Raw genomic sequence first — 13,988 nt, forward strand, 5'->3', positions numbered from 1 at the left:
CACGCGTCTGATGCCGACGCCGCTGCCGGCGCCCTATCTGGTGGCGCTCAGTCCGGCCGCCGCCCAGCTGGCCGGCCTCGATGCCCAGGCGCTGGCCGGCGCCGATGGCTTGGACCTGCTGATCGGCAACCGCGTGCCCGACCGCTCCCAGCCGCTCGCCGCCGTGTATTCCGGCCACCAGTTCGGCGTCTGGGCCGGCCAGCTCGGCGACGGCCGCGCCATCTTGCTGGGCGATGTCGCCAGCGCCGAGGGGCCGCTGGAGCTGCAATGGAAAGGCAGCGGCCTGACGCCCTACTCGCGCATGGGCGACGGCCGCGCCGTGCTGCGCTCCTCGATCCGCGAATTCCTGTGCTCGGAAGCCATGCACGCACTCGGCATCCCGACTTCGCGCGCCCTCTCGGTGGCCGGTTCGGACCAGGGCGTGGTGCGCGAAAGCATCGAAACGGCGGCCGTGGTGATCCGCATGGCACCCAGCTTCGTGCGCTTCGGCTCCTTCGAGCATTGGTTCTACAAGAACAAGCCGGATGAGCTGAAAATCCTGGCCGACTATGTGATCGGCCGCTTCTATCCAGACTTGCTGGCGGCGGCCAATCCCTATGCCGCCCTGCTGGAGGAAGTGGCGCGGCGCACGGCGCGCCTGATCGCCCAGTGGCAGGCGGTCGGCTTCATGCACGGCGTGATGAACACCGACAATATGTCCATCCTCGGCCAGACCCTCGACTACGGTCCCTTCGGCTTCATGGAAGCCTTCGACCCGCAGCACATCTGTAACCACAGCGACCAGCAGGGCCGCTATTCCTACGCCATGCAGCCGCAGATCGGCCACTGGAATTGCTATGCGCTGGCGCAAGCCCTGCTGCCGCTGATCGGCGAAGTCGACACCGCCCAGGCCGCGCTCGACGTCTACCAACCCGAGTTCGCCGCCGCCATCGACCGCCTGCTGCACGCCAAGCTGGGTCTGAAAGAAGAACGCGCGGAAGACCGCGCCCTGTTCGACGCCATGTTCGAGCTGTTGCAGGCCAATCATGCCGATTTCACCCTGTTCTTCCGCCGCCTGGGCGGCTTGCAGGCGGCTTCGGCCGCGGGCGACGAGCCGCTGCGCGACCTGTTCATCGACCGGCCCGCCTTCGACGCCTGGGCCGAGCAGTACCGCGCCCGTCTGCGCGCAGAGAACAGCGAGGACGGCGCGCGCCGCGCGGCGATGAATCTGGTCAACCCCAAGTATGTCTTACGCAACTATCTGGCGCAGCAAGCCATTGAAAAGGCGCAGAATAAGGACTTTACTGAAGTGGCGCGCCTGCTCGCGGTGTTGCAGCGCCCCTATGAGGAACAGCCGGAAAACGAACACTACGCCGCCTTGCCGCCCGACTGGGCAAGCCATCTGGAAGTCAGCTGCTCATCCTGAAAGCAACCATGAACGACAAAGTACAAAAAAGCGATGCCGAGTGGCGCGCCCAGCTCGATCCGCTGGAATACCAGGTGACGCGCCATGCCGCCACCGAACGCGCCTTCACCGGCAAATACTGGGACCATCACGCGCACGGCATTTACACCTGCGTCTGCTGTGACACGCCGCTATTCGCCTCGGACGCCAAATTCGACTCAGGCTGCGGCTGGCCCAGCTATTTCCAGGCGCTGGACCCGGCCAAGGTAATCGAGAAAGTTGACCGCTCGCATGGTATGCTGCGCACCGAAATTATTTGCGCAGTCTGCGACGCCCATCTGGGCCATGTCTTCCCGGACGGGCCGCCGCCGACCGGATTGCGTTATTGCATCAATTCGGCGTCCCTGCGTTTTGCCCCTCAAGACTGAATACAATATGAAATTCCTGTTTGATTTATTCCCGCTGCTGGTGTTTTTCGGCAGTTATAAATGGGCCGGTTCGAATGAAGCCGTGGCCCAGGCTTTTATCAACGACCATTTCAGCGCCATCATTTCCGGTGGCGTCGTCACGGCCAGCCAGGCGCCGATTATCATTGCCAGCCTGTCCGGCATCGTGGCCACCGCGATTCAAATTGCCTCGCTGCTGCTGCGCCGGCTCAAGGTCGACGGCATTCTCTGGCTCTCCCTGCTGATTTTCGTGATGTTCGGCGGCCTGACGATTTATTTCCATGATGATAACTTCATCAAATGGAAGCCGACCATTATCTACTGGTGCTTTGCCGTCGGCATGATGGTGGCCCATTGGGGTTTCCGCAAAAACCTGATGCGCGCCGCAATGGAAAAACAATTCGCCCTGCCCGAGGAAATCTGGCACCGCCTGAACCTGGCCTGGATGACGTTCTGGGTGATCCTGGGCTTCCTGAACCTGTTCGTGGCCTTTGTGTTGTTCCGCACCGACACCGGCGCCTGGGTCAGTTTCAAGGTCTTTGGCGTGACCGGCATCATGTTTGTGTTCATTATTGCGCAGACGATTTATCTGACTAAACATATCAAGGACGAGGCATGAACGACGCGCGCATCGCAGAAATCCGGGCGCGCCTGCAAGCCGCCTTCAGCCCGCTGGAAATGGTGCTGGACGATGAATCGGCCCTGCATGCCGGCCATGCCGGCGCCGCCTCCGGCGGGGGCCATTACCGCCTGAAAATCGTTTCGGCGCAATTCGAAGGTCATAAACTCGTCACAAGGCATCGTCTGGTGTATGATTCCGTGCACGATATGATGCATAAAGAAATTCATGCATTGGCCATTACCGCATTGGCACCATCGGAAGTATGATATGCGCGGCAATTTGGGACTAACATCAAAGAAGCTCATCACATAGACTATTCAAGTTGAAGCGCTGAGTCTGCTCCGCGATCCAAATCCCGTTTTACCGCGATTTTCAAGAACTTTTCCCCTAGGAATTAATAATGACTTTCAAGCCAGCTCGTCTGCTGCTCGCACTTCTCGCCGTAGCGTCGGCACCTGTATTTGCACAGAACATTGCTGTGGTTAACGGCAAAGCGATTCCTACCTCGCGCGTGGAAGCAGCAGTCAAACAACTGGTGGCCCAAGGCCAGCAGACCGACTCCCCACAACTGCGCGAGGCGATCAAGCGTGAACTGATCGGCCGCGAAGTGCTGATGCAAGAAGCGGTGAAGCAGAACTTCGACAAGGATGCCGCCGTCAAACAGCAACTGGAAAATGCCCGTCAAGCCATCATCATCAACGCCTTCATCACCGAGTACCTGAAGAAGAACCCGGTCAAGGACACCGAGATCAAGGCTGAATACGACCGCTTCGTAGCCCAGACCGGCGACAAGGAATACCACGTACGCCACATCCTGCTGGAAACCGAAGCCCAGGCCAATGAAGTCATCGCCAAACTGAAGGGCGGCGCCAAGTTCGAAGACCTGGCCAAGACCTCGAAAGACACCGGCACCGCCAGCAGCGGCGGCGACCTGGACTGGGCAGTGCCATCGGCCTTCCCGAAAGTCTTCTCGGACGCCTTCGTCGGCCTGCAAAAAGGCCAGATCACCGAGAAAGCCGTGCAAACCCCGAACGGTTTCCACGTGATCAAGGTCGATGATGTGCGCGCCGCCAAGCTGCCGACCCTGGACGAGCTGAAGCCGCAAATCGGCGAAGCCCTGACCCAGAAGAAAGTACAGGCGTATCAGGAAGAGCTGACCAAGAAAGCCAAAGTACAGTAATTAGCAAAACGATGCCGGCGCCCCAGAGGCGCCGGTCTTCTTTCCACCCTACCCTTCATAGGAATAGACAATGATTTTGAAGCCCGCCCGTCTGTTGATCGCCCTGACCGCTATCGCCGCCGCGCCCGTCATGGCGCAAACCCTGGCGACCGTCAATGGCAAAGCGATTCCCCAAGCGCGCCTGGACGCCGCGGTCAAGCAAGTGGTAGCCCAGAGCCGCCAGCCCGATTCGCCGCAGCTGCGCGAGATGATCAAGAAAGACTTGATCGCCCGCGAAGTGCTGATCCAGGAAGCGGACAAGCAAGGCTTCGGCACCAAGCCTGAAGTGAAGGCAGCCCTGGACAATGCGCGCCAGAGCATCATCATCAACGCCATGTGGCAGGAATACCTGAAAAAGAATCCGGTCAAGGAAGCCGACGTGAAAGCCGAGTACGAGAAGTTCAAGGCTTCGCGCAACGAGAAGGAATACCACGCCCGCCACATCCTGGTCGGCACCGAGAAAGAAGCCACCGACATCATCGCCAAACTGAAAGCCGGCGGCAAGTTCGAAGAACTGGCCAAGGTGTCGAAAGACGGTTCCGCCAACAACGGCGGCGACCTGGGCTGGGCGACGCCTTCGACCTATGTGCAGCCTTTCTCCGAGGCCATGGTGGCCCTGAAAGACGGCCAGGTCACCGACAAGCCGGTGCAGTCGCAGTTCGGCTTCCACGTGATCAAGCTGGAAGGCAGCCGCGCCGGCAAAGTGCCGTCCTACGAGGAACTGAAGGAGCGCGTGGAAGAAGCCCTGACCCAGCGCAAGATCGCGACCTACCGCGAAGAGCTGATGAAGAAAGCCAAGATTCAATAAGGCTTTCCACCCCGTTCTGGCCCGCAAAAGCACTCCACGGAGTGCTTTTGTCGTTTACGGGCCTCAGAACAGGTAGCGGTAGCCGAGGCTGGCGGCGTTGAAATGCTGGGCGCGGTAGCTGGCGGAAGGCGTGCCGTCGGCATGCGGGCCGGGCAAGCGCAAGCGGGTCCAGGCCAGGAACACGGCGTGTTGCGGCGCCAGCCGGTACTCGGCACCCAGGCGCCATTGCCAGGCGCTGCCGCGCTTGCGTGCCGGCCCAAAACAGTGGCAGCCATTGCTGAAGCTGGCCTCTGGCAGCGTTACCGAGGCCCAGCCCACGCCCAGGCCGGCGAAGGCCGACAACTCGCCCGTCAGTCTGGGCTGCCAGTAGGCGTTCAACATCGCCGTCGCGTAATGGCTGCTGGCCGAACTGGTTTCGCTGATGGCGGCCAGGGTGATCCGCTCCAGTTTGATCCGGCCGCGCTGGTATTCCAGTTCCAGCCGCGTGGACTCGCCCTGGCGTCCCAGTATCGCGCCGCCATGGCCGGCGCGCGCCAGCTCCAGCGCGCCATCCGCGCGCGCGCCGCCGAAATCGACGCTGGCCGGCCAGGTTTCGCGGCTGTGCTGGCCCAGATGCAGGCCGGTGTAATACTGCGCACCCGGCGTTTGCCCCCGCGCCGGCGGCGCCGTCAATGCGGCCCCGGCCGTGAGCGCGGCCAGGATGGCGAGCGCGCCGGAAATCTGCCTTGTCTGCCGCGTCCTTGCCCTCATTCGTCCCCCTTTGCTTACGCGTTGAAATGGGTGCCGAAGGCGGCATTCAATTCCGCCGCCCCGGCCGCTCCGCCATGCGGCAAACCGACCAATTGCACCTGGCCGAGATAATGCTGCTCCACCGCCTCGATGAAGCCCGCCGCCGAACTCGATGAAAAACGCTGGGCCAGGCTGCCGACCAGGGCCACGATGCCCGCATTTTCCCGGTTCGCCACCAGATACCCTTCGGCGTCGAAAGCGAAGGCGCTGGCCGTGCCGCTGCTGAACTGCGCACCGCGGTCCCCATAACCTTGGGCGGCCAGGCCCAAGCTGGCGGCCTGGGCCGCCGAGAGCAGCTGGGTCTGGCCAAGCTGGTTCTGGTACAGATGGAAGTCGGTCAAGCCCGCCGCGCCGGCCGCAGCCGCCAGGAAGCCCGCTCCCGGCTGCGCGATATAGCAGGCATAGGGCAGGCTTTGGCCGGCCGCCGCGAAATACCAGTCGCTGGTGAAGGGCTGGAAGCTGGGCAGCATGGCGCGGCCACCGGCTTCAATACTCAGCGAATCGAAGTAAGCGCCTTCCAGGCGCGCGCTCTCGCCCTGTGCCATGCGCGCCGCCTCGGCCGCGTCGGCGCTGTAGTAGCGGTCGCCGTTCGCCAGCAGGACGGCGAACACCGGCTTGGCGGCCGGCGGTTCGGGCGGCTTGGGTGCGCTCTGGAAGGCCAGCATGCCGGGGTCCACGATAACCCCATTCGCCACGCCATCCTCGTCGCCGGCACCACCATCGGTCAGCGTCAGCACGACGCGGTCGGCCTTGCCGTCGCCGTTCAGGTCGAGCAAGGTGGCGCCGTCATCGAAGGTGTCGAGACGCTGGTCGTCGACGAAATTAAACCAGCTCTGGCTCTGCGCATTCCATTTCAGATAGGCGTTCGCCTGCACGCCGCCCGGCGCCAGGTCCAGCACCACCCGGGTCTGCAGGCCGGGACGGCTGCTGTCCAGATCCGGCAACGGTCCGCTGTCCGGGCGCGCCCGCACCGAGAAATTGAACATGGCGCTGGCGGCCTGGGTATTCGTGGGCAGGGGCGCCGGCGCCGCGCTCATGCTGAGATCGGCCAACTGCGCGTTGCCGGTCAGTTGCACCGCCCCGGCCGCGTTGGCCGCGCCCACCGAGCCGGCCAGAATCGCGCCAAAGCTGCTGGCCGCTGCGGCGCGCCCGGCCTCGAATTCGGCCAGCGAAGCCAGCGGCAGTTGCGCCACATTATGCTGCTGCCAGTCGGCGATGCCGTCGCGGTTGAAGTCGCCGCCATTGGCCGCCAGCTCGACCGAGGGTGCGATGCCGTCGACGTCCGTCACCACCGTCACCTTCACCGGCGCGCTGCCCAGCAGCTTGCCGCTGGCATCATAGATTTCGGCGCGGAAGGTATAGACGCCGTCATCGAGCTGGCCGGTCTGCACATTGATCGTGCCGGCACTGGCGTCGGCCGCGCTGATGGCATTGCTGCCCACCTGCTTGCCGGACGGGTCCACCAGGCGGATACTGCCGCCCTGCTGCAAATAGCCTTCCGCGCGCACCGTGAACTCCGGCGTGATGACGCTGGTGACGGTATCGTTACTGCTGGAGCCATTGTCCGAGGTCGGGTCCAGACCGGCGTCGATGGGGCCGGTCGGCGGTTTGGGCGGCGTCGTCGGCACCTGGTCATTGTCTTCGATGGCGCCCGCCGCGCTGACGCCACCCACGGTCAGAATCAGGCTTTCCGCGCTTTCCACGACGCTGTCGTCCACGGTCGGCACCGTGATGGTAAAGCCGCTGACATTGGCCGGCACCACCAGGATGCCGCTGCTCGGATTGCCGCCCTGCCAGGCTACGCCATTGCTGAAACTGAAGCTGCCATAATCGGCCGTCGCCGCCGCGGTCCCATGCACGCTGACCGTATGCGTGGTGGCTGCCGGGCTGGCGCTGTTCAGCAATACCGTGTAGAGCAGCGCGCCGCCCTCTTCTACCGTATTGTCGTTGGCGCCCAGGTGGCCGGCATCCTGCACCGTCACCGAACTGACGCTCTGGCTATCGTTGTCGGTAATGGTGGCGCTGGCGTCCACACCGCCCACGGCCAAGGTCAAGCTCTCCGCCAATTCGATGGCGCTGTCGTCCACGGTCGGGACGGTCACGGTAAAGCTGAGCACATTGGCCGGCACCACCAGGATGCCGCTGGCCGGGCTGCCGTTTTTCCAGCCCACGCCATTGCTGAAACTGAAGCTGCCGTAATCGGCGGCAGCGGCCGTGCCGCTGACGCTCACGGCATACTCCGTGGCCACCGGACTGGCCTGGGTCAAGGCTACGCTGTAGCGCAGGCTGGCGCCTTCCACCACGCTATTGTCGGGCGGGTTGGCGCCCGTATTGGCGGCGTCTTCGGCCAGCACACTGGCCACGTTCTGACTATCGTTATCGGTCAACGTGCCGCTGGCCGACAAACCACCCACATTCAGCACCAGGCTTTCCGCCACCTCGATCTGGCTGTCGTCGGTGCTCGGCACCGTAATGGTGAAGCTGCCAACATTGGCCGGCACCACGATCACGCCGCTCAGCGGATCCCCGTTCTTCCACGCCACACCATTGCTGAAGCTAAAACTGCCATAGTCGGCCGCCGCTGCGGTGCCGCTCACGGCCAGACTGAACTCCACGGCCTGCGCGCTGCTGCCGTTGAGCACCACGGAGTACAGCAGGCTGGCGCCTTCCACCACGCTGTCGTCGACAGGAATGGCGCCGACATGCGCCGCGTCCTCGGCCACTACGCTGCTCACGCTCAGGCTGTCGTTATCGGTAATGGTGCCGGTGGCGGCCACGCCGCCTACCGTCAAGGTCAAGCTTTCCGCCACCTCGATCGCGGCGTCGTCGGCCGTCGTCACCGTGATGGCAAAGCCGCCCACGCCGGCCGGCACCACAATGATGCCGCTGGCGGGATTGCCATTCTTCCAGGCCACCCCATCGCTAAAGCTGATGTTGCTGTAATCGGCGGCGGAAGCCGTGCCTCCTATGCCCAAGGTGTACTCGGTGGCCGATGGCGCAGCCGCGTTCAACGCCACCGTATAGCGCAGACTGCCGCCTTCGATTACGCTGCTGTCGACTGGATTGCCGCCGGTATTGGCGGCATCTTCCGCCACCACGCCGCTCACGCTCTGGCTGTCGTTATCGGTGATGGTGCCGGTGGCCGCCACGCCGCCCACCGTCAAGCTCAGGCTTTCTGTGCTTTCGATCAGCGCATCGTCGCTGGTGACGACGGTGATGCCAAAACTGGCCACGCCAGCCGGTACAACGATGATGCCACTGGCGGGATTGCCGTTCTTCCAGGCCACGCCATCGCTGAAACTGATGCCGGCGTAATCTGCGGCGGAGGCCGTGCCGCCCAGGCTCAGAGTATATTCGGTTGCGCTAACACCGGCCGCGTTCAGTGTTACCGCATAACGTAGGCTGCCGCCTTCGACCACGCTGCTATCGACCGGGTTGGCGCCGGCATTGGCCGCATCCTCGGCCAGCACGCTGCTCACGCTCTGGCTATCGTTATCCGTAATGGTGCCGCTCGCCGCCACACCGCCCACGGTCAGGGTCAGGGTCAGGCTCTCCGCACTTTCGATTGCCGCGTCGTCGGTGGTGGCGACCGTGATGCGGAAGCTGCCGACACCGGCCGGAACGACAATGATGCCGCTCAGCGGATCACCGTTCTTCCACGCCACGCCATCGCTGAAACTGATGCTGCCGTAGTCGGCCACCGCTGCCGTGCCGCCGATGGCCAAGCTGTATTCGCTGGCGGCAATGCCCACAGCACTGAGCGCGACCGTGTATGCCAGGCTGCCGCCTTCGACCACGCTGCTGTCGACCGGGTTGGCGCCGGTATTGGCCGCATCCTCGGCCAGCACGCTGCTCACGCTTTGGCTATCGTTGTCCGTGATGGTACCCGTCGCCGCGACGCCGCCCACGGTCAAGGTCAGGCTCTCGGCGCTTTCGATTGCCGCGTCGTCGGCGGTAGCGACCGTGATGCGGAAGCTGCCGACACCGGCCGGAACGACAATAATGCCGGTCAGCGGATCACCATTCTTCCACGCCACGCCATCGCTGAAACTGAAGCTGACGTAGTCGGCCGCCGCTGCCGTGCCGCCGACGGCCAGGCTGTATTCGCTGGCGGCAATCCCCACAGCGCTGAGCACGACCGTGTACGCCAGGCTGCCGCCTTCGACCACGCTGCTGTCGACCGGGTTGGCGCCCGTATTGGCAGCATCCTCGGCCAGCACGCCGCTCACGCTCTGGCTATCGTTATCAATGATGCTGCCGGTCGCGGCCACGCCGCCCACGGTCAGCGTCAGACTCTCCGTATTTTCGATAAGCGCGTCGTCGCTGGTCGGCACCGTGATGGTGAAGCTGGCGACTCCGGCCGGCACCACGATCACGCCTGTGGCTGGATTCCCATTCTTCCAGGCCACGCCATTGCTGAAGCTGAAAGCGCCGTAGTCGCCGGCGCCGCTGCTGCCGCCGATGGCCAGGCTGAACTCCGTGGCACTACCGCCCGCCGCGCTCAGACCCACGGTGTACCGCAGGCTCGCGCCTTCCGTCACGGTGCTGTCGGTAGGCGTCGCGCCGGTATTAGCCGCATCCTCAGCCAGCACACTGCTGACCGTGACCGCCACCGCGTCGTTATCTGTGATCTGCACAGTGGCGCTGTTGTCGGTGATGGCGGCAAAGCGGCTGTCGCTCAGCGTGATGCCGAAGTTTTCGGCCGACTCGAGCGCCGTATCGTTCAGGATGCTGATCTGGATGGTCTTGCTGGTTTCGCCGGGATTGAAGGTCAGCGTGCCGTTGACGCCGGTGTAATCAGAGCCGGCGCTGGCGCTACCGTCGGCACTCGCATACTTCACCGTCACCGTATCGCTGCTGACCTTGCTCATGGTGACGGTCACCGTGGCAATGCCCGCGCCTTCGTCCACCACCACATCGCCGACGGTCAACTGGGGCTGAGCTCCCAGATACGTATTCAGCGAGGACAACAGGCCGGAAGTGGCGGCATTGCCGTTGACCTGGCCGCCGCTGATATTCAGCGTCTGCCCATTGAAAGTCAGGCCGATGAACGTACGCGGGTCGCCATTGGCGCCACTGAAAGGATCGATCAGATACGTGCCGCTATTGGTGGCCAGGGTCTGGCTGGCGCCCGTGGCGTAGAACACGATCGTGCTGACGGTGCCGCTCGGCGCGCGCCAGTTGATCACGCCGTCGATGGCATGCTGCACGCCGTTCGAGTCCGTAATCAGGATCGTGCCGGAATAATCATTGCCCTGGCTGCCGCCGAACTGGCCGTTGTCCGTGCTCTGGCGGAACTGGAAATTCGACCAGCCGTAGGTGGTCAGGTAGTTGGCATTGATCGCTTCGTTATTCTTGGAGTAGTCCCCAACAAAACCGTTGCCGAATGAGACAGTAATTATCGCCATCGCCGCCCCTTGCAGAATATGGTCACAACCATGCGCATACAAGCAAACCGTGCGATTGATCTTATCCCAGCTAAAAGCAGCGCGGTGCACTAAACCGCTGTCACGCAAAGCGAGCGGCGTCTTGCATCAAAATCCTTGTGCGCACAAAAACTTCCAAGATAAAAGTTGTTGCATTTTCCGCCTTCAAACGGCTGAAACATGCTTCATTCCTGCTAGTCGAAAGGCACTGCTATAGTCGCCATCTACCTTGTTTTGGGGAGTTGCCATGAACACTGCCGCGCTGGAGCCTTTATATGCCGCCTTGCGTGCCGCCGCCCGGCACGACAAGGCGCCGGCAATGCGCGCCTATATGCGCAACCAGTTCGACTTCCTGGGTCTGCCCACGCCTTTGCGCCGCGCCACCGCCAAGCCCTGGTTGAAAGCACAGAAAGGCGCGGGCGCCGCCGCCTTGCTGCACCTGGCCCACACGCTGTGGCAGCTGCCGCAGCGCGAGTACCAATACCTCGCCATCGACCTGCTGGCCATGCACTGGAAAGAGCTGCCGCTCCAGGAACTGCCCGCACTGCTGGCACTGGCAAGGCAGAAAGCCTGGTGGGACACGGTCGACGGCCTTGCCAGCCTGGTCGGCCAGGTGCTGCGCGGCAGCCATGAGGGCATGGATGAAGCGCTGGCCCACGAAGACTTCTGGCTGCGCCGCATCGCGCTGCTGCACCAGCTCGGCTGGCGCGACGCGGTCGACGAAGCGCGCCTGTTCCGCTATTGTCTGAGCCAGGCCCATGAAGAGGAGTTTTTCATCCGCAAAGCCATCGGCTGGGCCTTGCGCGACTATGCCCACCACCGGCCGCAAGCCGTGCGCGCCTTCCTCGACACGGCCGGCGCGCAACTCTCGCCGCTCAGCTACCGCGAAGCGGCACGCCATCTGGGCTGAAACGGCAGCGCACGGTAGGGCAACGGTTTTTTGCTAAAGAATCAAGCTCTTTGATAAAATCGCTGCCGATTCCGACTTTCATCTCCATCCCCATGAGCAATTCCGCTGGCGCCGCCGCGCGACGCCTGAAACTCCTGCAACTGGTTCCCGAACCCCTGCCCACCTTCCGCGCCGATGTCGCCACCCTGTTCGGCAAATATCTGCCGCGTTATGGCATTGACTGCCATGTGGTGGGGTCGGCCTCCGCCGCGCCGCTAGGCGAGCACAGCTTTGCCTCGGCGCGCCGGCCGGCGCATGGCGGTGGCCGCTTGCAGCGCGAACTGAATTTCCTGCGCTTGTGCGCGCGCAGCCTGTTCCAGGCCCGCCGCGGCGAATACGATGTGATCCAGGTGCGCGATATGGTGTCGATCGGCCTGCTCGGCTGCCTGGCGGCCCGCCTGAAGGGCAGCCGCTTCGCCTATTGGATGTCCTATCCCATGTGCGAAGGCCGCATTGAGAGGGCGCGCCGCGAACTGAGGGCGGGCGGCGGTCTGCGCTTCCGCTTCGTGCTGCTCAAAGGCCTGGCCGAACAGTTCCTGCTGAACCGTATCGTCCTGCCAAACGCCGACCATATCTTTGTGCAAAGCGACGCCATGCTGGCCAAGCTGGCGTCCGAAGGCGTGCCCGCGCATAAGATGACCCCGGTGCCCATGGGCGTCGACGGCGACGCCGTGGCCGCCAAGCCTCAAGCGCGCCGTCCGGAAGGCTGGGAAAACCGTCCTTTGCTGGCCTATCTGGGCACGCTCGATCATTCGCGCGATATGAACCGGGTCTTGGATGCCCTGCATCTGGTGCGCCAAACGGTGCCCGATGCCGTTCTGCTGCTGATCGGGGATTCGCCGGCGCCGCGCGATGTGCCACGCCTGCTGGAACATGCCGCCTCGCTGGGCTTGAGCGATGTGGTGCGGATCACCGGCTGGCTGCCCAGCGCGGAAGCGTGGTCCCTGCTCACCAGCGCCGATGCCGCCATTTCCTATATTCCGCGCGGCACCTTGTACGATGTGAGCTCGCCGACCAAGCTGCTGGAATACCTGGCCCTGCAAGTGCCGTGCGTGGGCAACGACAATCCTGACCAGCAAAAAGTCCTGAGCGAGTCCGGCGCCGGCTGGCTGACGGAGAGTTCCCCTGCCGCCATGGCGAAGGCCATCTGCGAGATTTTTGGCGACAAGGCGGCGGCACGCCTCCGCGCCCAGGCTGGACCGGCATATATCGACGCCCACCGCAGCTACCGCGTCATCGCCGAGCGGACGGCACAAAGCTATTTCGCCTTCGGCGCGCCAAACCAGCTTGTCTCAAGCGCGCACGCTTGAATTCGCCAGTTTGAAACGTCGGGCGATCTGTGCCAGCATGGCTTCTTTCTTCGTGAAGGGGAACGGCCATGCCCAGTATTTCTCACAAGATTCAACCCTGTCTGTGGTTCGACAGCCAGGCGGAACAGGCGGCGCGCTATTACACTGGCATTTTCCCCGGCTCCAGTATTTCCAGCGTCAGCCTGTACACGGAAGCCGGCCAGGAAATCCATGGCCGGCCGCCCGGTTCGGTCATGGTGGTGGCCTTCGAACTCGCCGGCTGCCGTTTCACCGCGCTGAATGGCGGCCCCATCTTCAAATTCACTGAAGCCGTCTCGCTCATCATCAATTGCGACAACCAGGATGAAATCGATTACTACTGGCATCATCTGGGGGAAGGCGGCGATCCGGCGGCCCAGCAATGCGGCTGGCTCAAAGACAAATACGGCCTGTCGTGGCAGATCGTGCCTGCCGTCATCAGCGATATGATGCGCGATACCGAGTCCGGCAAAGCCCAGCGCGTCATGACGGCCTTGCTGAGAATGCGCAAGATCGATTTCGCCGAGCTGCAGCGGGCATACCGGGGTTAAGCGGCAAAGCCGGCGAACAACAGCGGCCACGGTATGCGGGCTGCCTGTTATGCTTGCGTTTTTTGCCGAAGACATCCAACCATGAGAAGTCAGTCCAGCGGCGGTCTCGTCTATTCGACCGAAGTCGGCCGCACCTGCCCCAGCTGCCGCCAGGCCATTGCCGCCTGCACCTGCCAAGCCCAGACCACTATTCTTGGCGACGGCCAGGTACGCGTTTCGCGCCAGACCAAGGGCCGCGGCGGCAAGACCGTCACGCTGGTCAAAGGCCTGGCTCTCGATACGCTCTCACTCGCACAGCTCGGCAAGCAATTGCGCAGCGCCTGCGGCTCGGGCGGCACGGTCAAGGACGGCGTCATCGAAATTCAAGGCGATCATTGCGATCTTGTGGTGGCAGCATTGGCCAAGCTAGGTCACAGCCCGAAACGCAGCGGCAATTGAGAACCTGTCCGAGCGATCCGCTCGCGGG

At 63.3% G+C, this 13,988-nt stretch carries 12 protein-coding genes; 10 read left to right on the forward strand and 2 right to left on the reverse strand.

The window, feature by feature from the left end:
- Positions 1 to 10 precede the first annotated feature (10 nt).
- The 6 genes from FHS03_RS15010 (at position 11) to FHS03_RS15035 (ending at position 4,479) form a co-directional block, all read left to right on the forward strand.
- Complete coding sequence (locus FHS03_RS15010; RefSeq protein ID WP_229426232.1) at positions 11 to 1,405, forward strand: protein adenylyltransferase SelO; 1,395 nt, start codon at positions 11 to 13, stop codon at positions 1,403 to 1,405.
- 8 nt (positions 1,406 to 1,413) lie between these two features.
- On the forward strand, positions 1,414 to 1,812 hold the full coding sequence (gene msrB / locus FHS03_RS15015; RefSeq protein WP_183441769.1) for a peptide-methionine (R)-S-oxide reductase MsrB: 399 nt from the start codon (positions 1,414 to 1,416) through the stop codon (positions 1,810 to 1,812).
- A 7-nt stretch (positions 1,813 to 1,819) separates the two neighbouring features.
- Positions 1,820 to 2,449, forward strand: coding sequence for a septation protein A (locus FHS03_RS15020; protein WP_183441770.1), 630 nt, complete (start codon positions 1,820 to 1,822; stop codon positions 2,447 to 2,449).
- Positions 2,446 to 2,718 carry a BolA family protein gene (locus FHS03_RS15025; RefSeq protein WP_183441771.1) on the forward strand — a complete coding sequence of 91 codons (273 nt, stop codon included), beginning with the start codon at positions 2,446 to 2,448 and terminating at the stop codon, positions 2,716 to 2,718. The genes FHS03_RS15020 and FHS03_RS15025 overlap by 4 nt, the downstream gene beginning before the upstream one ends.
- 134 nt (positions 2,719 to 2,852) lie before the next feature.
- Positions 2,853 to 3,632, forward strand: coding sequence for a peptidylprolyl isomerase (locus FHS03_RS15030; RefSeq protein WP_183441772.1), 780 nt, complete (start codon positions 2,853 to 2,855; stop codon positions 3,630 to 3,632).
- Positions 3,633 to 3,702: 70 nt separating this feature from the next.
- A complete protein-coding gene (locus FHS03_RS15035; RefSeq protein WP_183441773.1) occupies positions 3,703 to 4,479 on the forward strand; it encodes a peptidylprolyl isomerase in 777 nt (258 codons plus the stop codon).
- Between the two features lie 63 nt (positions 4,480 to 4,542).
- Here FHS03_RS15035 and FHS03_RS15040 read toward each other — a convergent pair whose 3' ends face one another.
- Both FHS03_RS15040 and FHS03_RS15045 read right to left on the reverse strand, forming a co-directional pair.
- Positions 4,543 to 5,229, reverse strand: coding sequence for an outer membrane protein (locus FHS03_RS15040; protein ID WP_183441774.1), 687 nt, complete (start codon positions 5,227 to 5,229; stop codon positions 4,543 to 4,545).
- A 14-nt stretch (positions 5,230 to 5,243) separates the two neighbouring features.
- On the reverse strand, positions 5,244 to 10,676 hold the full coding sequence (locus FHS03_RS15045) for a beta strand repeat-containing protein (protein ID WP_183441775.1): 5,433 nt from the start codon (positions 10,674 to 10,676) through the stop codon (positions 5,244 to 5,246).
- 265 nt (positions 10,677 to 10,941) lie between these two features.
- On the opposite strand from FHS03_RS15045, the gene FHS03_RS15050 reads away from it, so the two are divergent.
- The 4 genes from FHS03_RS15050 (at position 10,942) to FHS03_RS15065 (ending at position 13,960) form a co-directional block, all read left to right on the forward strand.
- Entirely contained in the window at positions 10,942 to 11,604 is a 663-nt protein-coding gene (locus FHS03_RS15050; RefSeq protein ID WP_183441776.1) for a DNA alkylation repair protein, read from the forward strand.
- Positions 11,605 to 11,696: 92 nt separating this feature from the next.
- Positions 11,697 to 12,953, forward strand: a complete 1,257-nt coding sequence (locus FHS03_RS15055; protein ID WP_183441777.1) for a glycosyltransferase — start codon at positions 11,697 to 11,699, stop codon at positions 12,951 to 12,953.
- A gap of 68 nt (positions 12,954 to 13,021) precedes the next feature.
- Positions 13,022 to 13,522, forward strand: a complete 501-nt coding sequence (locus FHS03_RS15060; protein ID WP_183441778.1) for a VOC family protein — start codon at positions 13,022 to 13,024, stop codon at positions 13,520 to 13,522.
- 81 nt (positions 13,523 to 13,603) lie between these two features.
- Entirely contained in the window at positions 13,604 to 13,960 is a 357-nt protein-coding gene (locus FHS03_RS15065) for a translation initiation factor Sui1 (protein WP_183441779.1), read from the forward strand.
- Positions 13,961 to 13,988 lie beyond the last annotated feature (28 nt).

Origin of the sequence: Pseudoduganella violacea (genome assembly GCF_014191875.1) — a bacterium.
In the GTDB taxonomy this organism is placed as follows: domain Bacteria; phylum Pseudomonadota; class Gammaproteobacteria; order Burkholderiales; family Burkholderiaceae_D; genus Rugamonas; species Rugamonas violacea_A.

What these genes read in the sequence shown, in the direction of transcription:
- FHS03_RS15010 (WP_229426232.1), top strand. Translation starts at nt 11, where the DNA reads ATGCCGACGCCGCTGCCGGCGCCCTATCTGGTGGCGCTCAGTCCGGCC.
- msrB (WP_183441769.1), top strand. Translation starts at nt 1,414, where the DNA reads ATGAACGACAAAGTACAAAAAAGCGATGCCGAGTGGCGCGCCCAGCTC.
- FHS03_RS15020 (WP_183441770.1), top strand. Translation starts at nt 1,820, where the DNA reads ATGAAATTCCTGTTTGATTTATTCCCGCTGCTGGTGTTTTTCGGCAGT.
- FHS03_RS15025 (WP_183441771.1), top strand. Translation starts at nt 2,446, where the DNA reads ATGAACGACGCGCGCATCGCAGAAATCCGGGCGCGCCTGCAAGCCGCC.
- FHS03_RS15030 (WP_183441772.1), top strand. Translation starts at nt 2,853, where the DNA reads ATGACTTTCAAGCCAGCTCGTCTGCTGCTCGCACTTCTCGCCGTAGCG.
- FHS03_RS15035 (WP_183441773.1), top strand. Translation starts at nt 3,703, where the DNA reads ATGATTTTGAAGCCCGCCCGTCTGTTGATCGCCCTGACCGCTATCGCC.
- FHS03_RS15040 (WP_183441774.1), bottom strand. Translation starts at nt 5,229, where the DNA reads ATGAGGGCAAGGACGCGGCAGACAAGGCAGATTTCCGGCGCGCTCGCC.
- FHS03_RS15045 (WP_183441775.1), bottom strand. Translation starts at nt 10,676, where the DNA reads ATGGCGATAATTACTGTCTCATTCGGCAACGGTTTTGTTGGGGACTAC.
- FHS03_RS15050 (WP_183441776.1), top strand. Translation starts at nt 10,942, where the DNA reads ATGAACACTGCCGCGCTGGAGCCTTTATATGCCGCCTTGCGTGCCGCC.
- FHS03_RS15055 (WP_183441777.1), top strand. Translation starts at nt 11,697, where the DNA reads ATGAGCAATTCCGCTGGCGCCGCCGCGCGACGCCTGAAACTCCTGCAA.
- FHS03_RS15060 (WP_183441778.1), top strand. Translation starts at nt 13,022, where the DNA reads ATGCCCAGTATTTCTCACAAGATTCAACCCTGTCTGTGGTTCGACAGC.
- FHS03_RS15065 (WP_183441779.1), top strand. Translation starts at nt 13,604, where the DNA reads ATGAGAAGTCAGTCCAGCGGCGGTCTCGTCTATTCGACCGAAGTCGGC.